Genomic DNA, 22752 nt, shown 5'->3' with positions numbered 1-22752 from the left:
ACAGATTATAAATGCTTTACAAAAATTTGATCACTAATTTTGTGTATTAACTGATCAGGATTTTCAAAAAAAATGGCCCAGAACAAGGTGATAACGGGAATAACGGGAAGATAACTTCAGGGATAAAAAAGAAATAAAAATATCAATAAAGCGCCAAATCCGGGGGCGCCCGGCCAGCAGTCAGGAAGAATTGATGACAATAAAAGGGCAGGGTGGTCAGCAGCCGCGGGTAACCACCAGCTCGTCCTTGCTGATGTTGCGTTGCTCGAAGGTCAGGTTGTACTGCACCTGATGCAGAATGTCTTTTTCCGTACGGCGCTGCGCTAGCCGCGCCAGCAGCTCAGTAAATAACAAATCTTCCAGATACGCCTTGTTCAGCATTTTTTCCTGCGCCGCCGCATCGTCCAGTTGCTGCAATAACGTATTGATCAGGCGTTGCTCACCACTCATGGGCATATCCTCTGTCATGACCGAAGCAGTGTGGCAGGCCGCGGCCGCTGTTGGCTTGACCCGCATCAAGGCGGGCTAAGCGCCCGGCCTTCACCGGCTTCTTCATGAGTAACCCCATCACGGATATGGTAAATACGCTGGAAGGTGGGAATGATTTTTTCATCGTGCGTCACCACGATAACGGCGGTTTCAAAGCGTTTGGCCATTTCGTTAAGAATACGGATAACGGCCATGGCGCGTACCGAATCCAGCGGTGCGGTGGGTTCATCGGCCAGAATCACCGGCGGCCGGTTGACCAGCCCGCGGGCAATGGCAACCCGCTGTTGTTCGCCACCGGATAATTGCGATGGCATGGCTTTGGCGCGGTGCTGCACATCCAGCGCGGTCAGTAATTCCAGCGCCCTGGCCCGTGCCTGAGCATCCGGCATACCGGCCAGCATCGGCAGCAGGGCGACGTTATCGGTAACATCCAGAAACGGAATCAGGTAGGGGGCCTGAAACACAAAGCCAATTTTGTCGCGCCGCAGCGCCCGCAGATCGCGGACTTTCCAGCCGTTATCAAAGATAACGTCATCACCCAGCGTCATGCGTCCGGCGGTGGGGTCGATCACTGCCCCCAGGCATTTCAGCAGGGTGCTTTTACCGGAACCGGATGGCCCGATCAGGCCCACAACTTCGCCCGGCTCCACCCGCATATTCACGTCTTTCAGCGCCAGAAAGGCGGTGTCACCGCTGCCATAACGCTTGGATAAGCCCTCAATATGAATACCTTTGGCCATGCTCAGCCTCCTATGGCTTCAGCCGGGTCAACGTTCAGCGCCATCCGGATTGCCACCACACTGGCCAGCACACAGATAACCATAACGGCGAGAAAACCCAGCATCGAATCGATGGGCAGCAACAACACGTATTTGGGAAACATGGGGGCCGCAAAGGTTGCGCTGATTTTACCCACCACAAAACCGATCAGCCCCAGAACCATTGCCTGCTGCAGAATCATGCCGGCAATAGTGCGGTTACGGGTGCCGATCAGCTTCAGCACGGCAATTTCACGGATTTTATCCATGGTTAAGGTGTAAATAATAAAAGCAACAATGGCCGCGCTGACCAGCGCCAGAATGACCAGAAACATGCCGATCTGCCGCGACGACGTGGCAATTAATTTACCGATCAGAATGGCTTCCATTTGCGGCCGGTCATACACCGTCAGGTGCTTCCAGCGGCGGATCGGTTCAGCCACGTCATGGGCGCTGACACCCGGCAGAAGCCGTACCAGCACCGCATTAACAGAGGGGTTATGGGTTTGTGACGCGGTTACCGCTTCCAGCAACCCCGGTACCGCCGGGCGGTTAAACTGCGGATTGGCGGCGGTACTGCGGCGTTGCCTTAAAATAGCGTCGTTGTCTTTCAGAAACTGCGCTTCCTGCGCATCCTTGAGCGGAATAAACACCATCGGGTCGCCACCGGAAGATACCATCCGCCGGGTTAACCCCACCACCTGATAACGGTGGCGGCGAATGGTGATTTCATCCCCCAGCGTAAAGCCGGTGGCGATATCGGCCACGGCCTCGTAATGGCCGCGGGTAATCTGCCGGCCCGCCAGCAAATAGGGTGGCCAGCCCGGTATTCCCGGACCACCGGCATGAACACCCACCACCATGGCCCGCACATCCCGCTCAGCCTGACGCACCTGCATGGTGAGGTAAGTGACATTCACCGCGTCAGCCACACCGGGCATAATGCGGACACTGCGCCACAGGGTATCGGGAATACCGGATGATTCGGCGTAAGGCCCCAGAGTGTCCTGTTGCACCACCCATAAATCGGCCCCGCTGTTATCCAGCAGTACCTTGCCATCATCCACCATGCCCCGGTAAACACCGGCCATGGTCAGGGTAACGCCAATCAACAGGCCCAGCCCGATGCCGGTAAAAATAAATTTGCCCCAGGAATGCAGAATATCGCGGCCGGCTAAGCTGATCATGGCTGCTGGCCTGTCAGCTGATCGGTAATATCGATACGGGTGCCGGCACTCAGCACTTTCTCGCTGTACAGTACCACCTGATCACCCGCCGCCAGCCCCTGCAAAACCTGGACATGGCCCTGCAGATCGCTGCGGCCCAGCTGCAACGACACAAACTCCAGCCCGCCGGCCTGATATTTCCAGACTCCGCGCTGGCCTTTATAACTGCGCACAGCTGCATTGCTGATAACCGGGGTGGCCGGCAGGGCCGCCAACTGCACCGTTACTTCGGCCAGTTCCCCCACCGGTGGTAACGCCGGCGGCAAGGTTGTGAACGCAACCTTGGCCAGCAGCTCTTCTGTGATTTCGTCGGCCAGCGGCTCAATGCGTAATACCCGGCCGTTTAACAAGCTACCCGGGGCAGAGCGCAGCACAATCTCTGCCGGTAAACCGGCTGCCAGGCCTTCGGCACTGACCTGATCGAAACGGGTATGCACCCACAGACTGGCCGGATCAATAATTTCAACCACCGCCTGACCGGCCAGCACCGTGGTCCCCGGATCAAAATGACGCGCCACCACCAGCCCGGCCGCCGGTGCCAGCAAACGTAAGTGATTACGCTGTGCCTGCAAGGCTTCCCGTTCAGCCTGCAACCGCAGGGTGTCTTCTTTGGCCGCGACCAGTACGGCCTCGGCCACCGCCAGTTCCTGACGTTTCAGTGCCGCCACTTCTTCGCTGGTACTTTGTATCTGCAACAGTGCGTCGTAGCGCCTGACCTGAGCACGGGCAAAATCACGACTGGTCTCCGCTTTGCGCAGATTGGCTTGTGAGCTTTTGACACCGGCCTGCAACGCTGCCAGACGTTCATCCAGGTCGACGCCATCCAGCTCGCCCAGCAACTGGCCTGCGCTCACCCGGTCGCCGACATCGGCATTCAGCGTGGCAATACGACCGGGCACCGTGGCACCAATCCGGTAGGTATAACGGGCCTGCACGGTGCCAATGCCAAACACGGCCGGCGTAATTGAACGGGATTCCACCGTACTGACCGTTACCTTAACCGGTGCCAGCGGGCCAGAACGTGCACCAACATAAACAAACAACGCCAGCAACGGCAGTACCACCACCAGCACCGCCAGAGTGCGGGCCTGAAGACGCGGAAATGTCATATCGACCTCGCAATACCACGACGATATAGGGCAAAAACCCCGGGAGCGGCGCTGCGGATACGGGCCGGATCGCCGGCGATTAACGCCTGCATTACCAGCCCTTGCAGCGCACCAATAAATGCAACCGAGGCAGCGGCAATATCCAGCCCGGCATCCAGCTCACCCTGTTCGATACCCGCCTGTAACCGTTGCCGCAGCCGCTGCGAATAGTGACTGAGCAGTTTTTGGGCAATTTTTTTCGGCAAGGTCATACCCGGGCGCTGCAACTCGCCGAACAGCATACGCGGCACGCCAGGGTGCTCGGTTACAAACCCAACATGGGCCATAAATATGGCTTCCAGTGCCGCCAGAGGTGAATCACAACCAGCGGCGGCGTTATCAACCCGGGCCAGTAAATGCTCGGCCACCCAATCCATAACCGCTTCCAGAATGGCATCTTTACTGGGGAAATGACGAAACAACGCGCCCTGGGTTACGCCCATCTGCCGGGCAATGGCGGTGGTACTGATATCGCCAGGGTTCTGTTCTGCGGCCAGTTGCACAACCGCCTGAACCGTTTCGGCCCGCCGTTGTTCAGCAGAGAAGTGCCGGGATGGAGTGTCCATAGGGGAATCCAAAAGATAGTAAGTTATTACTATCTTAGTGATATTCTGAAAAAGCGCAATCTGCGGAGAGCAGCGCCGCTGCATATTCCACAGAGCAACGTCGATGCCCCAGGAAGTAGCAAGCCCCCTGCGTTCCGGCAGGCGCTGGAGCAACTGATTCGCTTGGCACAGGCTGAATACGGTACCGATCCGGTGGTGACTTACAGCCTGTTCATGCTGGGTTGGAAGAAAACAATTTGCCCGCTGGGCTGGCCACGCAACTGCGCACAACGCTCAGCGTATTAAGTCGCACGCTGCTTGTTGGCCCGGTACAGCACGCCGCACAGGGCGACATGTTTTGCTACGACAAGACGCGAAAGCTTGTGTTGCTGGAGGTCGATTTGTGGCGGGAGTTTTGTTTATCCGGCTCCTCATTGGTGATCACAGTTTCTATAGTTTGACGTGAGCGTAGCGCGCCATTTGAAGAGCGCGCGGAGGGGATGCTGAAGAAGGCGATATGATCGTGATGCCAGGCGTACAAAATGATTTCAGACCAACCGATCAGTAAGCCGGTCTAACCATTGAGTACCATGGGTGAGACTCATATCTAGGGCAAAAGCTGCCCTGTTGGATTGGTTTACCACCAGGTGTTTAATGATGTATTGACGGGTTGGCTCTGCTGATACGTCAGCTATTTCAATCCCCAGAAGTTCAGCGGAAGCCATGTCCTCATCCCAGTCGCAACGTTCCATGTGCCCATCTTCGTAAAGACGGCTCAGGATAGAAGGTATTTTGGCGTAGTTCTGCAGGATGTAGCAGATGTCTGCAGCGTCCTTCTTTCTTAGCTCAAGGTCCCGTTCGGTCCATGCGACCATCTTAAGAATGATCATGGCGACAGGATTTGCGACCTTAACCAAGCACTCAGGAGCCTGCGTGATCTTTACTTGCCATGCCTGATGCAGTGCTTCCACAAAGCCCAGTGTCGACATTTTAAAGTCACCATCAGGTGGCCAGCTGATGTCGTGATGCTCATCAACCACGTTACCGAAAGGCAGAATGTCCAACTCCCAGGGCAAGTTGTCTGAATCGACGAAGCCCAGCCGGTAACCGCTGAGATCCGCCGCCAGCATGGCTTTCAGGCGCACCACTTCCGGCGCCGGCGCAGGCCGTTCGATCTCGCCGGAAAAGGTGCCCAGCCGGTCGGTATCCCAATGTTCAATGCTGACCACGCCAATGCCTTGCCCACGCAGCGCCGCCGCCAGCAGCGGGCCCTTGCCATGACGGGTCAGCAATGCGGCGACCATCATCAGAAATAGCCCTCACGCTTTTTCTTTTCCATCGAACCGGCCTGATCGGCATCCAGCAGCCGCCCCTGGCGTTCACTGGTGCGGGTAGTGAGCATTTCTGCGACGATGCCTTCTACTGTGGTGGCGTGGCTTTCGACCGCACCGGTCTGTGGATAACAGCCCAGCGTGCGGAAGCGTATCCAGCGCGGTTGCAGAGTCTGCAGCTCACGCTCTGACAGGTAGGGACGCATACGCTCATCGTCGAGGGCGAGAATCTGACCGCTGGCGTCATCCACCCAGCTCAGCCGTTCGGCGGCAAAGTAGAGCGGTACGATGTCGATGTTTTCTTTCAGGATATAGAGCCAGATATCCAGCTCGGTCCAGTTCGACAGCGGAAACACCCGCACCGATTCGCCTTTGCGGATCTGGGTGTTGTAGATCGACCACAGCTCCGGCCGCTGGGCTTTGGGATCCCAGCCATGGCTTTCGCTGCGCACCGAGAACACCCGCTCTTTGGCACGCGATTTTTCTTCATCGCGGCGGGCGCCACCCAACGCGGCGTCAAAGCGGTAATAGTCCAGTGCCTGTTTCAGCGCTACGGTTTTCATCTGGTCGTTGTATTTTACCGAGCCGGATTCCACCGGATGCACACCCGCAGCCAGCGCCTCTTCGTTAGTGCGCACCAGAATCTGCAGCTGATGTTCGGCGGCCAGCCGGTCACGGAACTGGGCCATTTCGGCAAACTCCCAGGTAGTATCCACGTGCAGCAGCGGCAACGGCACCCGGCCGGGGTAAAACGCCTTGCGCGCCAGATGCAGCATGACAGTGGAGTCTTTGCCGATGGAGTAGAACATGCAGGGGTTATCAAACACCGCGACGACCTCACGGATAATGTGAATCGCCTCGGCTTCCAGCCGCTGCAGATGGCCCATACGCCCGGCGAGGAGATCAGTCATGGCCTGACTCTCCTTCTGGCTCTGCCTTTGTATCCTGCCATGCCCCCTGATACAGACGTGCGGCCACGCCGTTATCATCCAGCCGGAACAGGTACAGCCAGTCGTTATCCACCAGCTGGCGCACGCTTTCATGGCGGGCAACGATAGCGGCGATGGCCTCAGCCGGCGCCTGAATGTAGACGCTCAACCGCAGTGGCTGATGCATCCATTGCTGGCCATCGTGTACTGATTGCAGCGGCAGCCCTATGCGCAGATCACCGCCGTTGCCTTCAAATACGCCGAGATTTCCCCCCACCACGTTGTGCAGCACTTTGTTGCCACTGCCGTACTTCAGCGAGTCGGTGACCGAGGCGTTGTACTGCATATTGATCCAGTGGGTCACCACCATCGGTGCGGTGATGATCTGCTCGAGGACACGGAAACCTTCGTCGTCCTGCCAGCGGTAGTCGTGCAGGAAGGTGCGGCCACCGAAGTTCAGGCCACGGGTACGGCTGCGCGGCGCGACTATAAAGGCACTGTTGCCCGCCAGCCCCCATTCAGGGCGAACTTCCGACCAGTCGTAAGCGCGTTGCTGCAATGCCTGATCCAGCTGTTGTGGCTGATTCAGCACAGCGTTATCGCTCAGCCCCAGCCGTGGCGCGCGTTCGCGCTGGGCCAGCAGAGTCGCGTCACTGAGCCAGCCAGCGATATTCTGCTCAACGGCGTCAAAGCAGTGGATATGATCTGTGGTGGTATTGTGCAATGCGGCGACAAAGCGGGTGCTATGCGGGATCAGCTGGCCACGCTCAGCCAGAGCCTTACGCACCCCCTCATCGTTCAGCAGCTGGGCCAGTACCTGCACGTTAAGCGCACCGGTCTGCCCACCACAGGCACCGCAGTCCAGTCCTGCAGCATGCGGATTATTCGTAGTATGGCTGCCATGGCCGACCAACAGCACCAGCGGAGCCAGACGTTTCAGCCCCATGCTGTGCAACACGCCGGCCACCAGATCTGTTTTTTCCGCCAGCGTCAGCGGCCGCTCACCCTGCCACAGGGTCCACTGGCCGCTGTGGGGTAAATCGTTCAGCGGATGTTTATCGCGCGTCAGACCAAAGGTGCGACGCAGCAAACGTGCGGCATAACTCAGTCCGCTGGCTTCTACCATAGTGAACGATGACGTGGCACCGCGGCTGAAGTCATACCAGGCCGACTCTTTAAGCTGTTGCGCGCGACGACTCTGATCCAGTGCCTGGGCGCTGTGGCCGCCTTCACTGACACAAATAGTCGGTGCCAGTAATCCCGGCAACTGCGGCCGACTGATATCCGTGCCCACCGGCGTATATGCCAGTGGCAGGCCAAAGAATCCGGCGAAGCCCAGTGTCTGGATGTCAGGACTGCAAGCCTCCAGTGCACGGCGCATTACCTCGGAACGCACATCGATGCAGAACACTGCCTGCAGCCGCGGTTGGGTGCGACTAAGCGGGCGTGGCTTCGTCAGCAGCAGCTGCTCCTGTTGCTGGCGCGCCAGCTCGGCGGCACGCTGCCAGACCCACAGCGGTTTCTGTGTCCGGGCATGCTGTTGCAACAGCTGTGCTAACTGCGGCAGCTGACCGTACCACTGCTCGCGCAGGCCCTGTGCTGCTTTGCCATGACGCATCTGCCAGTGACGCCACAAAGCCAGTTCCCAGCCCAGTCGAATGGCCAGCAGTTGTGGCAGTAAATCCTCACTGCCGCCTGCCAGTGCCGCTTGCCAGCGCTGATATGCAAACCAGGATGCCCAACCATTAATATCGAGCAGCAGCGCATGACTGTAGGCTTCGATCTGCTCAGCAGAGTTCAGCCCCAGTTCATCCAGTGCGATCAGAATCAGCGCCTGCGGATCGTCCGGCAGCTCACGGAAGGCGCGGTTAAGGCCCGGTTCACCCATCAGAATGGCGATACCACGGTCACTGCGTATCTGCTTTACCCAGCTCAGATACAGCGCGGCAGAGGGCTCTTGCACCTGACAAAAATCCGCACAGAACTGACTGATCTGATGAGTAATTTCGTCACGCCAGGCCATCTGATGCTGACGGTCTCGAGCACTGTCCAGCCAGTCTGAGACATTGTGCCAGTGGCCATCCGCCGGGCGTTGCTTTAACGCTTGCAGCAAAGCATCGCAGTCTGCGCGCTCACCCAGTAACTCAGCCGCCTGAAGCAGATGCTCCGAGCTGATCACACTGCGGCGCCACAACCCGGCATAGTAAGCAGCAGGCATCAGGCAGTGCACCCGCCCCAGTGCTTCGAGTCGCGCCGCGACCTCTGCGAATGGCTGGTTGCGCATTTCCCAGAACGGGTTAACGGCAATCTGTTGATCCAGCGGCCAGCTCGGGGCAATGCGCTGACCGGCGGCTGTCACCGCAGCCAGCCGCGCAGAACATTGTGCGGATACTATCTGAACGCTCATAAACATTGCTCCTTGCGACCTTCAGCCGCTATTAACGTATTTGATGATGCTGTGGATAGCTGTTTGGGATTAGCCCGCAGCGGCAACCTGGCCGGCCACAGGCGCAGGGTCATGCGGGTAAACCACTCGTCCAGATACAACCCGGCAAACAGTGTTTGTGCTAAGCGCTGCACAAGCGGCCAGTGGCGGCGCCAGCGCAGCAGCCAGGCGAGCGCAAACAGCAGCGCAAACAGGGAGGTCAGCCACAGATCGATGGTGCCCAGCAACGGCGGACGCAACTCTGCTGCCAGGCCGCCACTCAACGGCTGCATCAGGGTTTTCAACAGGCTGTAGGCCAATACCAGTGAGGTGCTCAGCAGCAGGGTAGAAATCAGCCCTGCGCGACTCTGCGCCAACAGTGCTGTCAGTGCCAGTAGCACCAGCAACCAGCCACTGAGCATCTGCCCGGCAGGATGCAGCAGCACAGAGGCCATGGCGGCCAGAGTGACGATCAGTGCGGCTGGCAGCAATGCCAGCCACCAGTCGCGCAGCCCCGGTGCCGGACTAACCAGCAGCGATTGCTGAATGTGCTGCTGCACCGCAGCCCCCGAGCTGAGAAAAGCCCAGGCCTTATACGCCGAGTGAGCAAGCAAATGCAGCAATGCCAGCTCGACCATGCCGGCGGCACACTCAATCAGCATCAGCCCCATCTGCGCACTGGTCGACCAGGCCAGGCGTACCTTCACACTGATTCGGGTGGTCATAATCAGGGCTGCCAGCAAGGTAGTAAGACCCGCCACAACCAGCACCAGCCACTGCGCTGCCGGCACCTGTAAAAACAGCGGAGCAAACAGGATCAGCAGAAAACCGCCGAGGTTGATCACCCCGGCATGCAGCAGTGCGGATACCGGCGTCGGCGCTTCCACCACCTGAATCAGCCAGCCATGAACCGGCAGCTGAGCGCACTTAATCAGCGCGGTCAGGGCCAGCAGCACGGCGGCAAGCTGCTCATTCAGGCTGAGCGCTGCTGGCGCCTGATAAGCGCTGATAATGGTGTCGATGTTGGCCGTGCCGTGCTGTTGCCAGAGCAGGTAAAAGGCAACCAGCAGAGAAGTTTCCGCGAGCCGTGCCAGCAGGAACTTTTTATGCGCTGCCAGTGCCGCACGTGGACGTTCAGGGTAGAACATCAGCAACTGATGCAGCGCCAGACTGATGGCAATCCAACCCAGGGCAAACAGCAGCAAATGATTGCTGATAAACACCAGCGCCACCGCCGCCAGGGTCAGCAACAGCCAGCGCAGATAACGACCAAAGCCGGGGTCCGACGCCAGGTAGCGGCGCGAAAAACGCACAATCACCAGTGCCATCACACTCAGTAGCACCAGCAAAGTCAGTCGCAGAGGCTGATGGCTAAGCCAGGCGGATGGTTGCTCAGGTAACCACAGTGACAGAGCAATAGCCGTACCTGTCAGCACGGCCACGATGCTGGCAGCCAGCCAGGCAAAGCGCCAGCGCTGCTGTTCCGTGAGAGAGACACGCCGGCTACGCCAGCCCGCAGGAATTGCCGCAAGGATCAGCGTCAGCGGGATCGCCGCCAGAACACTGGCCAACAGCAGAGATGAAATACTCATGGTACACAACCTCAGGGGATTCAGTTCAGGTGTGCAGCCAGTATCTCTGCGTTGATAGCCGCCAGTAAAATAGATATAAATTCAGGAATCATTCACTTTTAGAGAACGATAGTGAGCCGCCTCAACTACCACCACCTCTACTATTTCTGGCGCGTGGCATCTCTCGGCAACCTGACCGAAGCCGCGCGCCAGCTGCATGTTTCGCAGTCGGCGCTGTCGGCGCAGATCCGTACACTGGAAGAAAGCATGGATACTCAGCTGTTTGAGCGCAGTGGCCGCCGTCTGTTGCTGACCGCTACCGGCCAGCGCGTACTGGGCTATGCCAACGACATATTCAGCCGCGGCGAAGAACTGGAGTCATTGCTGCGCCACGGTATCGAACCGGAATATCAGCAGCTGCGTATAGGCGTGCTGTCGACCATGTCGCGTAACTTTATTGAGGGCTTTATCGCGCCGCTGATCAGTCAGCCGAAAGTGCGCTTCAGCCTTCATGCGCGCGGTATGGCAAACCTGCTGGACGGCCTCAGTAACCATCAGTTCGATCTGATTCTGACCAACAGCAATGTCGCTGCCGATGGTCTCGATGGCCTGTGGCAAAGCCAGCTGCTGGCGCGCCAGCCGCTGGCCGTGGTCGGTCCACCGCAGCACAAACCAACCACTGATTTTCCCGAAGGCTACGCGGATAAACGCTGGGTACTGCCGGCCGCGCAGACAGAATTGCGCATGGCATTCGATGGCTTCTGCAGTCGCTGGCAGTTTGAACCGCAGCTGCAGGCAGAGGCCGACGACATGGCCATGCTTCGTCTGCTGGCACGAGATACCGGTGCTCTGACGGTGCTGCCAACGGTAGTAGTGAAAGACGAAATTGCTCAGGGCAGCCTGCAGGAGTACATGCAGTTGCCTAACGTCTACGAGAGTTTTTACGCCGTAACGGTAAAACGCCGTATAGTCTCGCCGGCGCTGACGACGTTACTGGCAGGAGCCAGCCAGGCCTGAGCCCCTAATCTTCATTCAGGTACTGACTGATCAACTGCTGCAGTTCACCAGACTTCAGCATCAACTCCAGCTGCTGATCAAAGGCCACTATCAGTTCGTTGCTGACGCTGCGACGACTGAACAGGACGTGGATATCCGAACGGTAGACGGTCAGCAGCGGTGTTACACGCAAATTGAGGCCATGAGTTCTGATCGCAGCAGCTGCGGAGTAGGGGTCGGTCAGAAAACCATCCATGCGCTGATGCTCCAGCTTGTGCAGATTTGCCAGATCGTCCCCTCCGGGCTGGACCAGGTGATAAAACTCCGGCAGCCGTGAAACCTGCTCAAACTCATCGCCATAAAAATAATCGCGGGTATGCCCCAGTGAAAACCCCTTATCGAGAAAAGCATGCAGCGAATCGACTTTGCCGAAGTGATCCCGTGTGCCTTTACGGACCAGAAGCTCTACCCGCTCGTCGCGATAGGGCACGCTGAAAGCTCCCCAGATATTGCGCTCTGCGGTGAGCGACGCTCCTCCGGTCAGATGCAGATCACCAGTCTCCAGTTCCAGCAGCAAGCGTTTCCACGGGCGTTCAACATAGTCGTACTGACAACCCAGACGCTCCAGCACACGGCTGATAACGTCCAGATCAAGACCAGTATAAGAACCATCGTCAGCCTGGTAGGTGTAGGGCAACCAGGGTTCATAACCAATACGAACTGGCTGCCGCGGACAGACATCGGCACGGCAGAGTGGCGACAGCAGCAGCGCAATGCTGGCCAGCACTATGGTTGAAAGACAGGCAGAGTGACGCAGCATCGGGTACCCCTCAGTCCCAGTTACTCCTAGCCTAGTCAAGAGCTGGAAAATCAGCACCCCCGCGTAACAACAAACTCATCCTTACTGAGGTTTCTCTGCTCGAATGTCAGGTGGTATTGCACCTGGTGCAGAATATCTTTTTCTGTGCGACGGGCGGCCAGGCGCGACAACAACTGCGTAAACAGAATGTCTTCAAGATAGGCCGCGTTCATTTTCGGATCTGCTGCCGCAGCAGCATCAAGCTCTGCCAGCAAGGTATTAATTATCTGTTGCTCACCGCTCATCTCATCATTCTCCAGCCTGTTTGTTATCAGTCTGGCAGCCTGTGGGCAAAGCAGCTTGATTCTCATCAACCCTGAAAGGTGTTATTTGTGCCGGTTTTGATAGATACGGGTCAGGCCCAGCCGTAAGCCAAACAATTTAAGTACCTGATTCACTGTCTGCAGCGTTGGGTTACCTTCATCGGCTTCAAGTGCTGCCAGTGTACGGCGCGAAATGCCGCAAAGCTGCGCAAATTCAGCCTGATTCAGCCCGGTTATGTGTTTGCGCAGAATCTTCAACGCAGCCCCCAGGGATAACTCCCCTGCTGCTGTTTCTGACTCCACCAGTGCCAGCAACTCGGTCCGGTTCAGGTCCTTTAACATCGGCTCTGCAGGCAAAGTCATGGTAACAATCCCCAGTTCTTCAGACGCTGTGCCGTATTCTGTAAGTCCAGCTTACCCGAGTGCAATGCCAGAACCTGTGCTGGTACCGCATAGTCCTGCGCCAGGCGTGGCAGCTGCTCAAGTTCAGCAGCCAGCGAGATTAATGATTGCCAGAGATCATCGGCATCCAGCTCCGCATGCACTTCAGCCGCTTCAGCACAAATGCCACGCCAGTTAAAGTCTCCACCCAGTTCATTCGCCGGCGACCAGCGGCTGGTACGGGTAATCCCAGCCTCATCCAACGCCATGGGGGCCAGGTCATAAACAGGTGCCAGCTCAATCCGATCTGCGTACCGCAACACCGAAGTATTACGGCCATGGTTATCGGTATTGCCCAGCAACACGTTCAGCAGATCGCGGCGCACATAGTCGGCCACCAATTCGGGAATGTCAGCCTGCTGACCATGATCAGTCCAGGCGGCAACCAGGGCCTGCAGGTATTCCCTGTGCGTGACACTCGCCCCGGGTTCGACAGAGCCCACCAGCGAATACAAAGACTCAACGCCCGGGCGCTCAATACCCGAAGAAACAGCACCCCGGTCAAAACGCGGTAGCCAGAGGCTCGGTTGGCTAATATCGTCGTCAGCCGAAACGCCAAAGTAGGCCATCTCTCCCCGGGTTCCTGCCCAATGCCATCGCGAACGACAAATGGTGTTAAACCCTAACCGTTGAGCGATGCGGTAATACGCCGCCTCGGTTTCCAGAATCAACAAATCGCTTGCTAACGGCCGCCCGGCGCTGGAACTCTGACGCGCAAACTTCACCAGAAAGAACTCCGCTGCCTGCTCATCCGGCAGACTGGCTTCCGGGTAATACAAGCCATCCTTACCCAATGTCAGCTGAAATTTGGGCGCTTCACCACCGGCACCGCTGGCACCCCCCACAGCAGCGCCGCATTCGCGGGCGTAATCCAGAAAGCCGGTATCGCGGCTAAGCACATCCGCCATGGCAAAACCTTTCGCTGGCGGCAGCTCTGCCGGGCAGGCTTCGCGCACACGCATATTGCCCACCGGTGCGCGGGTACCCTGTTTCAGCAAAGTGAAATCGTGTTTTGGATGTTCGGCACCGACCAGATTCAGCCGCTGCCCCCAGTAACGGCGGGCGGCGCCCATAGGCATGATATCCAGCAGAAACGCCGGCCAGTGCTCACATTCGTGGGGAAAGTAATCCAGCGGATAACGCAGGCTGACCAGCGCCGCCGGATTATGCTGAAAGCGCGCGATATAGGCCGCGTGATACTCCAGCGACACCGGGCCAGTCCGCCCGGCATCAGGATCATAAAAGGTCAGGCTACAGGCCGGATGCCACCGACCAGCAAGAAATACTTCCAGCGTTAATGTCTCTGCCATGCCCTGAAGCCCCGATGCGCAATTTACTGCACATTTTTTACGCCACGAAGAATAAAAATGCAATATTCTGCACAAAAATCCGGTTGCAGACATATTAAGTGCAATGTATTGCACAAATGATAGTTAGAGAGACTGACAATATGCTGCCAATAGCAGTATGCGATCTTCATAAAACAGAAAACCGCATAACACAGCTGGGTTATCCACAGGGCGTTATGCGGTTCGGGAGAGCTTAAGAATTAATCGTCAGGCCGTCATGCGGCTGACCATGTTCTTTTTCTTCAGGTGAATCAGAATCTGGCTGATCGCCGCCGGTGTAATACCGGAAATACGTGACGCCACACCCAGGGTTTCCGGACGCAGAGTGTTCAGCTTCTGCTTCACTTCGTTCGACAAACCGCCGATCACGTCGTAATCCAGGTCGTCTGGCAGCTTGGTGTTTTCATAGCGGCGCAGTTGCTCGATTTCCTCCAGCTGACGAGCAATGTAACCATCATACTTGGCCTGAATCTCGACCTGTTCGGCCACTTGCTGATTCTCTGCCGGCTCCCCTTTCAGACCAGCCACATCGGCATATTCCAGACCCGGACGCTTAAGCAGATCGTGCAGACTGTATTCGCGCGCAAACTTCGCCTCGCCTTTTGCTTCCAGCGTTGCGGCTTCGGCGCTGCCCGGCTGAATCCAGGTGGTTTTCAGACGCTGCGCTTCCACTTCAATCTGTTCTTTCTTGGCCGAGAACGCTGCCCAGCGCTCGTCGTCCACCAGGCCCAGCTCACGACCCACTTCAGTCAAACGCAGGTCGGCGTTGTCTTCACGCAGCACCAGACGGTATTCCGCACGGCTGGTGAACATGCGGTATGGCTCTTTGGTGCCCATGGTAATCAGGTCGTCGACCAGAACACCAATGTACGACTGATCGCGGCGCGGCACCCAGGCGTCTTTTTCCAGCGCACGCAGAGCGGCGTTGGTTCCGGCCAGCAGGCCCTGAGCGCCAGCTTCTTCATAACCTGTGGTGCCGTTAATCTGACCGGCGAAGAACAGGTTATTCACAAACCGGGTTTCGAGGCTGTGCTTCAGATCCTGCGGATTGAAGTAATCGTACTCAATGGCGTAACCCGGACGAGTGATGTGCGCATTCTCAAAGCCACGGATGCTGTGGATATATTCCAGCTGCACATCAAACGGCAGCGAGGTGGAAATACCGTTCGGGTACAGCTCGTTGCTGGTCAGACCTTCCGGCTCAACGAACACCTGGTGGCTGTCTTTATCGGCAAAGCGGGTGATCTTGTCTTCGATCGACGGGCAGTAGCGCGGACCGATACCTTCGATCACACCGGCATACATCGGCGAACGGTCGAGGTTATTGCGGATAATCTCGTGGGTGCGTTCGTTGGTATGAGTGATGTAGCAGTTAACCTGCTGCGGATGTTCTTCAACCGAGCCCATGAACGACATCACTGGCAGCGGGGTATCGCCTGGCTGCACCTGCATGACTGAGAAATCCACGCTGCGCGCGTCGATACGCGCCGGGGTACCGGTTTTCAGGCGGCCGACATTGAATGGCATTTCGCGCAGACGTTTGGACAGCGCAATCGACGGTGGATCACCGGCACGACCACCGGAGTGGTTTTCCATACCAATGTGGATAAGTCCGCCGAGGAAAGTACCGGCGGTCAGCACCACGGTGGTGGCGTGAATGCGCATATTGGTGTTGGTCACCACACCGCAAACCGTCGAGCCGATACCATCGCCCTGTACGATCAGGTCGTCACAGGCGGCCTGGAAAATATCCAGGTTTGGCTGGTTTTCCACGATGTTGCGGATCGCAGCACGGTAAAGCTGGCGGTCAGCCTGGGCGCGGGTCGCACGTACCGCCGGACCTTTGCGGCTGTTAAGAATACGGAACTGAATACCGGCTTTGTCGGTAGCACGCGCCATGGCGCCGCCCAAGGCATCAATCTCTTTCACCAGGTGGCTTTTACCGATACCACCGATGGCCGGGTTGCACGACATCACACCTACGGTGTCGGTGTTATGCGTCAGCAGCAGGGTCTTACAGCCAGTACGTGCCGCAGCCAGCGCAGCCTCCGTACCAGCATGGCCACCACCCACGACAATGACGTCATAACGAACCGGATAATCCACAACTCACCTCAGAATGCTGTTTATGCCAGCGGGGAATGCCGCCGGATAGAAAAGGGCGCGAAGTATATCAGTCTTGTAACCCAGGTGTCAGCCTGATGGACAAATTTTAACCAACATAGTTATACAGTTTATCCACAAGCCTTTTTTATTTGTTAAGAGATTTTATGAACATCTGTGGTTTTTATTAAAAAAGCCTTTAAAAACATGAAGATGAAAAGTGTATAAGTCTGTTTATAATTGTGCGTAAGTTAATCCAAAAGAATTAGGCGGGAAACTATTCAGGCACTTATCGCAGCTTCCGGGCAGGAATATCAAAGGTTAATCACAGACTTATACACAAAGCGAATACAAAAAAGGCGCCTCTCGGGCGCCTGTTTTCAGCAGTGACTCTTACACCGCAGTGTCGTCGGTCGTCGTGTCATCTGTCGTATCATCGGTAGTGGTGTCATCCGTAGTCGTGTCGGATACCGGAGCGGTGAATATCATAAACAACAGATCGTTGTTCTTACGCAGATACACCTCCAGATTGCCGTCTGCATTCACAGCCGCGTAACCGCTGGCATCTGTTTCGTTAAAGCCTGCGCAGTTTTTCCGTTCGATCAGGCTGACGGCATACAGTGCCTCAGTTTCATCCAGCAAAGTAATCTCACCTTCAAAGGTACAGCCGCTGCCATCGGTGCTGATACCTTTATACGATGCCTTGCCAGTTAATGGTTGCACATAGAATTCGTAGCCGGTCGCTGTCCACTTGCCGGCCAGATTGTCGAGATCAGAATTATTCGACCAGGTGCCATCATCTTCCAGCAGGAAGCTGCCGGTGAGGGTGTCATTTTCATAGTCACCGACCAGCGTGTCATCGTCTGCAGTACTGCTGAACAACAGACCGCTCAGGTTGTAGTCTTCACTGGGGCCATCAGCCACGTACTGGTTGCCCGTGGTATCCGCTTCGGTCAGGGTGTAGGCGGTTAACGCAAAGGTAGCGCGACTGGTATCGTCATTGAGCAGCACTGTACCGTAGTAGCCGTTGGTTTCGTCCAGCGCGTACACGTTACCGTTGTACACCAGCACGCGCAGGTCTCCGGCCTGGTCAAACTGACCATCCCAGAAGCCATTCAGAGCCACAGTGGGGTCATTAACCTTGTCACCCTGTTCATTGGTAACGTCGTTTTTATCTTCTTCTGCAATGCAGCCCGCCAGCACAGCAGCACCGGCGATAATCAGTATGGGAAATAGGCGCACGGCCGACTCCTGCTATAAGTCTTCTATAAGCATAGCAATCGGCCAGTAAAGCGGAGTCTTGAGCGTTTTTTTCCTGCTATTGCCGAAGCAGAGCTCGCCAACAGCAGATTCGCGGCATCGGCCTGGAAGAACAGATTGTTGCGTTTTTCCGCACCTGTTATCAGCGATAAGACATTGTCATCTAACGGCCGTTAGATTAGTGTTTGCAGCAGTCATAAACGAGCACCCCATCATGAGTGATACCCGTCAGCAGCTGAAACAGATTGCTACCGAACAGATTCGTCGCCACACCCTGCACGCCGCCAGCTTCCGTGAAATGGGTAAGGTACTGGGGATAAAAAGCAGCTCGGTGCATTACCACTTCGACAACCGTGACGCCCTGCTGCAGGAGCTGGTTAGCGACTACGAACAGGATTTCTTTGCCCGCCTTGAGGAATGCTGTGCCGATATCAGCAGCCCTCGCCAGCGTCTGCAGCAACTGGCCGGGCTGTTTATCGACAGTCATCAACAACAGCAGCAGTGTCTGTGCCTGGCCTTTGCAGCTGCCGGCGATGAAGCCAGTGCAGAACAACGCCTGGCGGTGCAGCAGTTCCTGCGCCGACTGGAAGAGTGGGTGGAAGACACTCTGTTACGTGCGCACCTGCTGCCACTGGCCCGCCCGGAGCTGGCGCGGGTTATCGTCAGCGCGCTGGAAGGAGCGCTGCTGCTGGATCGCGATCAGCCACAACCGCTGCGTCTGCAGGCGACCAGCCAGTGGCTGTCGACCCTGACCCGTCTGTAGGAGAAACTATGAGCCGTAATCCGACGTTTCAGCCCATCAACATGGATCGCAGCAAAGTGGTGGTTATCCGCCCGGGTGATCAGCCCTGGCTGCGCGCGCCACAGGCGCCGGTTGAGCGCCGGCCACTGGAGCGAGAAGCACCGGAGCACGGTCAGACCACCAGTTTTGTGCGCTATCTTGCCGGTGCCCGCTTTCCACAGCACAACCATCCGCTGGGCGAAGAAATTCTGGTGCTTGAGGGTGTCTTCAGTGATGAAAGCGGTGATTACCCGGCCGGCAGCTATCTGCGCAATCCCCCGGGTTCTGCACACGCGCCATTTTCAGAGCAGGGCTGTCTTATTTTCGTCAAACTCAACCAGTTTGCCGAAGATGACCTTACGCCGGTACGCATCCGCCCCGAACAGCAGCAATGGCGACCAGGCATTGGCAATCTGAGCGTGTGTCCGCTGCATGAGCATCAGGGTGCCAGTACCGCACTGGTACACTGGCCAGCCGGAGAAGTGTTTCAACCGCACCGCCACTGGGGTGGCGAAGAGATTGTGGTGATCAGAGGCTGCTTCCGCGATGAGCACGGTGATTATCCTCAACACACCTGGCTGCGCAGCCCGCATATGAGTGAGCACTATCCGTTTGTCGACGAAGAAACGCTTATTCTGGTGAAAGTCGGGCATCTGTAACGCCCGCGCGGCAACGATCAGGCGCGAACGCAGTTGCGCCCTTCTTCCTTAGCCTGATACAGCAGTTTATCGGCGCGACGCAGAGCATCAGTGGCATCGCTGTCACCTTCCTGAACCTGAGACACACCTATGCTGATGGTGATTGTGAGGTTTGCAGATACCGGCGTAACTTCAACCTGGCGGCGAATCCCCTCCGCCAGTTGCAGCGCTTCCTGTTCCCCGGTGTGCACCAGCAGCAGGAACTCTTCGCCGCCGTAACGTGCGACGACGTCCGTTTCGCGCAATGACGATTGCAGCAATTGTGCGATATGGATCAGCGCCCGATCGCCAATGGCGTGACCAAAGGTATCGTTTACCTGTTTGAAATGATCAACGTCGACCAGCATAACCGTGTAAGGCTGCAGCTGACGGCCAAAACGAGCGTACTCCTGCAGCAATTGCTCGTCCGCTGCCAGGCGATTCGCTAACCCGGTCAGGGCATCGCGCCGGGCCAGCGACTGCAGTTCAAGATTCAGCTGCACCAGCTCAGACGTGCGCTCTTCTACCAGATTTTCCAGCTGGTTGTTGGTTTGCTCAAGTTTCTGTCGGGCTTCTTCCAGACTCGCTTCTGCACGCTTGCGCTGAGTGATATCACGGATGCTGCCAATAAGGCGCACCGGCACGCCATCTTCATCAAACTCAGCGACGCTGCCACGACTGCGGACCCAGATAACCTTACCGTCTTCACGCAGAATACGGTGTTGCGACTCGTAGTCGCCCCCATGCGCTATAAACTGCCCCATACTCTGTTCGACGCGCTCACGGTCTTCCGGGTGAATACGGTCCAGAATAAAAGAATCTGATACCTCGAAGTACTCGGGTTCAAAGCCAAAAATTTCCGGCAGATGACTGTTATGCGAAATCAGGTTGTTGCGCAGATCCATCTCCCAGATACCTTCGCCAGAAGCAGCCATCGCCTCCAGGTAGCGGCGTTCGCGAGCGGCAATTTCATTGTTGGCCCGCTTAAGATCAGTGACGTCATTGGCGATAATCAGCACCGATGGGATCTTCTTCGGGCCAAACAGCATCGGCTTCTTAAGCGCCATATAATGGCGGACGTCGCCATCAGGCATAGTCAGGCTGACTTCCTCGCGCAGGGTTTCGCCACCGGCTTCCCAAACCCCCTCGGTGCTGGCCTGATAAAAGCGTAATAGCTGGGGGTCGCTGACGAAATCAGCATCGCAGGCCCCGACCATGCGCCCCGGCGTTGTGCCCATCAGCCTGGCGATGGCTTCGTTGGCCAGCAGAAAGCGGCCGTCCATATCCTTAACGGCCACAAACGCTGCCGAGGAATCGAGTATCTCGCGCATCAGTTTGCGGTAACTGGCAGGACCACCCCAGGCTTCGGAAGCGCTACCCGCATCGGGTTTGCGCGGCCCCTGTGCGCCACAGCCCTCGCAACAGGCACACCAGAGGTTTTCTGCAGGCACGACAACGACCCGTTCGCTTGCGCAGAACGGGCAGGCGCTCAATCCCCTGCTGACGACCTCAGTTGCCACCACATTCACCATCGATAGTACGGAATATCTGTAGTTTAGCTTGTGCACAGATACTAAAGCCAAATATCGGGTTAAATCGTGACCTGAGGTCACTCAACGTCAGAATGGCCTGAATTCACCCCATAAAGTTGTCATTCGATCACCTGTCGATTCCGGGACCATCGTCCTATCCTGTTATGCAGAATGACAATAACCAGCGGCCACGATTCTGCCGCCATAAGAATTCATGAGGTGCGCGATGTCAGCACAACTACAGAATGCCAAAGCAATCAGCTCCAGCATTGAAATACCCGGTCGTAAAATGGAGTTCGACTTCGACGTCGACGATATCCCCAAGTACTGGTATGGCAATGATGCATTCCGCTCGACCTTCATGAATGCTCTGTCATGCCTGTTCCCGGAAGGTGAGCGCATGTTCATGGATGCGGTGCGCGACAACCAGCATAAGATCAATGACCCACAGCTGCAGAAGCAGATCAAAGGCTTTATTAAACAGGAAGCTATCCATGGTCATGAGCATGCACAGTACAACGACTGCATGAAGAAGTGGGGCTACCCGATCGACAGCATCATGCGCTTCGAAAAGAAAGAAAAGATCTGGATGAAAAAATGGTTGCCGGCTTCACGTCGCCTGGCCATTACCTGTGCGCTGGAACATTTCACTGCCATTATGGCGCATCAGATTCTGACCAATCCGGAATCCACTGAAGGTATGCATCCGCAGTTCAAGGAGATGTGGCGCTGGCATGCCATTGAAGAAACCGAGCATAAAGCGGTGGCCTTCGATGTTTATCAGGAAGCGATTGGCAGCTACTGGCTGCGCATCTTTACCATGCTGACAATTACCGTGCTGTTCTGTCTTCGTACCTCTGTGGTTCAGGCCATTTTCCTGTGGAAAGATGGCCAGCTGTTTAACCCTAAGGTGTGGTGGAACGGCTTCAAATTTTATTTCTTCAAGCCGGGCCTGGTGCCAACCATCTGGCGTGATTATCTCGATTACTTCCGCCGTGACTTCCATCCGTGGATGCACGACAACCGCGAGCTGCTGGCCAAATGGGAAGCAGAAGAGCAGAAGTATAAAACCGTGTAACACTCCCCCTTCAAGCCCCACTCTGTGGGGCTTTTTTCTGATCTGCCATTTGTCCGCAATTTCAATTCCGCACCCAGATCAGTGAGCCTTTCCACAATCAGATACTCATGTCAGACCTATTACACTGATAACCGAAACTTTAAGTTCGGGTAAAGCGTTATAGATCAACTAGTCTGCCCCCCATAAAATTCCCCCTGCAAAGTTGAATTAAACACAGATTTTTATGGGCATCGTCGAGTTTTCATCCGCACAGGGGCAAAAGATCCAGACCTTTATCCGCACCAATCAGCAACGCGAACGTAGTGCAGTGCTGCAGGCGGGTAAGTTAATTCTTGATCATAAGCCATCGACAGTAACCTACTGCAAAGATGGAAAAACCATCATTAAAGTTATTAAGCCACGTAACTGGAAAGAACGAGCGAAGCTTTTCTGGGGACATAGCCGGGTACATAAAGAAACCCGTGGAGCCCGAATTTTTAACCAGCTGGGGCTGAAAACTCCGGACATATACGAAATGGGTATCGCCATTCCGTTCTTCTTTAAATCTGAGTATATCGGCTATTACGTAATGAGCGACCTCACTCAGAGGGGATTGGTGCCTGTACTCGATCTGTTCTGCCGTTCAGATACAAGCAATGAGATGCGTATGACTCTTCTGGCTAATATATGTGATGGTCTTAAGCGTCTGAGAAGTCGCAATATCGTTTTCACTGACTTTCATTTGTCCAATGTCTTCAGTGATCCGGAAGGTAATATTACCTGGATTGATACCGGCGTTAGCTACTACTTCAGTCATCGAAAGATGTACTCAAAACTGAAAAGCTCGGTAGTGCGTCTTATGCAGTACCACAAAGACTTCTGTTTTCACCCGCATGAAATGAGTTACATAAAAAAGGAGCTGCTGGGTACTGCTGTCCCACAGTTTTAAAGATATCGGTTTTCTATAAACGACTTTTAAATCCGCAATGCCTGCTGCCTCCCAGGGGAACTT

Annotated in this window: 21 protein-coding genes; 5 read left to right on the top strand and 16 right to left on the bottom strand. The window is 56.1% G+C overall.

The features are described from left to right. Positions 1-216: 216 nt before the first annotated feature. The 9 genes from I9W95_RS02510 to I9W95_RS02470 form a co-directional block, all read right to left on the bottom strand. A complete protein-coding gene (locus I9W95_RS02510) occupies positions 217-450 on the bottom strand; it encodes a hypothetical protein (RefSeq protein ID WP_225671518.1) in 234 nt (77 codons plus the stop codon). Between the two features lie 65 nt (positions 451-515). Next, entirely contained in the window at positions 516-1229 is a 714-nt protein-coding gene (locus I9W95_RS02505; protein WP_225671516.1) for an ABC transporter ATP-binding protein, read from the bottom strand. 2 nt (positions 1230-1231) lie between these two features. Beyond that, positions 1232-2434, bottom strand: coding sequence for an ABC transporter permease (locus I9W95_RS02500; RefSeq protein ID WP_225671514.1), 1203 nt, complete (start codon positions 2432-2434; stop codon positions 1232-1234). Beyond that, positions 2431-3582, bottom strand: a complete 1152-nt coding sequence (locus I9W95_RS02495; protein ID WP_225671513.1) for an efflux RND transporter periplasmic adaptor subunit — start codon at positions 3580-3582, stop codon at positions 2431-2433. Before I9W95_RS02495 ends, I9W95_RS02500 begins: the two co-directional genes overlap by 4 nt. Then, positions 3579-4187, bottom strand: a complete 609-nt coding sequence (locus I9W95_RS02490; protein WP_225671510.1) for a TetR/AcrR family transcriptional regulator — start codon at positions 4185-4187, stop codon at positions 3579-3581. Before I9W95_RS02490 ends, I9W95_RS02495 begins: the two co-directional genes overlap by 4 nt. 527 nt (positions 4188-4714) lie before the next feature. Beyond that, positions 4715-5473, bottom strand: coding sequence for a nucleotidyl transferase AbiEii/AbiGii toxin family protein (locus I9W95_RS02485; RefSeq protein ID WP_225671508.1), 759 nt, complete (start codon positions 5471-5473; stop codon positions 4715-4717). Continuing rightward, on the bottom strand, positions 5473-6408 hold the full coding sequence (gene cysD / locus I9W95_RS02480) for a sulfate adenylyltransferase subunit CysD (protein ID WP_225671506.1): 936 nt from the start codon (positions 6406-6408) through the stop codon (positions 5473-5475). The genes I9W95_RS02485 and cysD overlap by 1 nt, the downstream gene beginning before the upstream one ends. Further along, positions 6401-8833, bottom strand: coding sequence for a YbcC family protein (locus tag I9W95_RS02475; protein WP_225671504.1), 2433 nt, complete (start codon positions 8831-8833; stop codon positions 6401-6403). Before I9W95_RS02475 ends, cysD begins: the two co-directional genes overlap by 8 nt. Beyond that, the gene (locus I9W95_RS02470) at positions 8830-10443 is read right to left on the bottom strand and encodes an NADH-quinone oxidoreductase subunit L (RefSeq protein ID WP_225671502.1); all 1614 of its coding nucleotides are present in this window, start codon (positions 10441-10443) and stop codon (positions 8830-8832) included. The genes I9W95_RS02475 and I9W95_RS02470 overlap by 4 nt, the downstream gene beginning before the upstream one ends. A 111-nt stretch (positions 10444-10554) precedes the next feature. Between I9W95_RS02470 and I9W95_RS02465 the strand changes: the two genes are divergently transcribed. Beyond that, on the top strand, positions 10555-11439 hold the full coding sequence (locus I9W95_RS02465; protein ID WP_225671499.1) for a LysR family transcriptional regulator: 885 nt from the start codon (positions 10555-10557) through the stop codon (positions 11437-11439). A 4-nt stretch (positions 11440-11443) separates the two neighbouring features. Here the strand turns inward: I9W95_RS02465 and I9W95_RS02460 are convergent, their stop codons facing one another. The 6 genes from I9W95_RS02460 to I9W95_RS02435 form a co-directional block, all read right to left on the bottom strand. Continuing rightward, positions 11444-12238, bottom strand: a complete 795-nt coding sequence (locus I9W95_RS02460; RefSeq protein ID WP_225671497.1) for a substrate-binding periplasmic protein — start codon at positions 12236-12238, stop codon at positions 11444-11446. 50 nt (positions 12239-12288) lie between these two features. Then, positions 12289-12522 (bottom strand): hypothetical protein, encoded by a 234-nt coding sequence (locus tag I9W95_RS02455; RefSeq protein WP_225671495.1) that lies wholly within the window; start codon positions 12520-12522, stop codon positions 12289-12291. A gap of 81 nt (positions 12523-12603) precedes the next feature. Then, on the bottom strand, positions 12604-12903 hold the full coding sequence (locus I9W95_RS02450) for a helix-turn-helix domain-containing protein (protein WP_225671493.1): 300 nt from the start codon (positions 12901-12903) through the stop codon (positions 12604-12606). Next, entirely contained in the window at positions 12900-14291 is a 1392-nt protein-coding gene (locus I9W95_RS02445) for a type II toxin-antitoxin system HipA family toxin (RefSeq protein WP_225671491.1), read from the bottom strand. The genes I9W95_RS02450 and I9W95_RS02445 overlap by 4 nt, the downstream gene beginning before the upstream one ends. Before the next feature lie 246 nt (positions 14292-14537). Continuing rightward, positions 14538-16436 (bottom strand): tRNA uridine-5-carboxymethylaminomethyl(34) synthesis enzyme MnmG, encoded by a 1899-nt coding sequence (gene mnmG / locus I9W95_RS02440; protein ID WP_225671489.1) that lies wholly within the window; start codon positions 16434-16436, stop codon positions 14538-14540. A 390-nt stretch (positions 16437-16826) separates the two neighbouring features. Beyond that, positions 16827-17675: a hypothetical protein gene (locus I9W95_RS02435; protein WP_225671487.1), complete on the bottom strand. Its 849-nt coding sequence runs from the start codon at positions 17673-17675 to the stop codon at positions 16827-16829. Positions 17676-17907: 232 nt separating this feature from the next. Here I9W95_RS02435 and I9W95_RS02430 point away from each other — a divergent pair, with 232 nt between their 5' ends. Both I9W95_RS02430 and I9W95_RS02425 read left to right on the top strand, forming a co-directional pair. Further along, entirely contained in the window at positions 17908-18456 is a 549-nt protein-coding gene (locus I9W95_RS02430; RefSeq protein ID WP_225671485.1) for a TetR/AcrR family transcriptional regulator, read from the top strand. Between the two features lie 8 nt (positions 18457-18464). Further along, entirely contained in the window at positions 18465-19133 is a 669-nt protein-coding gene (locus tag I9W95_RS02425; RefSeq protein WP_225671483.1) for a cupin domain-containing protein, read from the top strand. 17 nt (positions 19134-19150) lie between these two features. Here the strand turns inward: I9W95_RS02425 and I9W95_RS02420 are convergent, their stop codons facing one another. After that, positions 19151-20671, bottom strand: a complete 1521-nt coding sequence (locus I9W95_RS02420; RefSeq protein WP_225671481.1) for a diguanylate cyclase — start codon at positions 20669-20671, stop codon at positions 19151-19153. A gap of 238 nt (positions 20672-20909) precedes the next feature. Here I9W95_RS02420 and I9W95_RS02415 point away from each other — a divergent pair, with 238 nt between their 5' ends. After that, positions 20910-21761: a metal-dependent hydrolase gene (locus I9W95_RS02415; protein WP_225671479.1), complete on the top strand. Its 852-nt coding sequence runs from the start codon at positions 20910-20912 to the stop codon at positions 21759-21761. Between the two features lie 223 nt (positions 21762-21984). After that, a complete protein-coding gene (locus I9W95_RS02410) occupies positions 21985-22689 on the top strand; it encodes a hypothetical protein (RefSeq protein ID WP_225671477.1) in 705 nt (234 codons plus the stop codon). Positions 22690-22752 lie beyond the last annotated feature (63 nt).

The organism is Thalassolituus marinus (assembly GCF_020320395.1).
Lineage (GTDB): Bacteria > Pseudomonadota > Gammaproteobacteria > Pseudomonadales > Oceanobacteraceae > Venatoribacter > Venatoribacter marinus.
The sequence above is the reverse complement of the archived record's forward strand: the minus strand, read 5'-3'. Positions and strand labels throughout refer to the sequence as shown.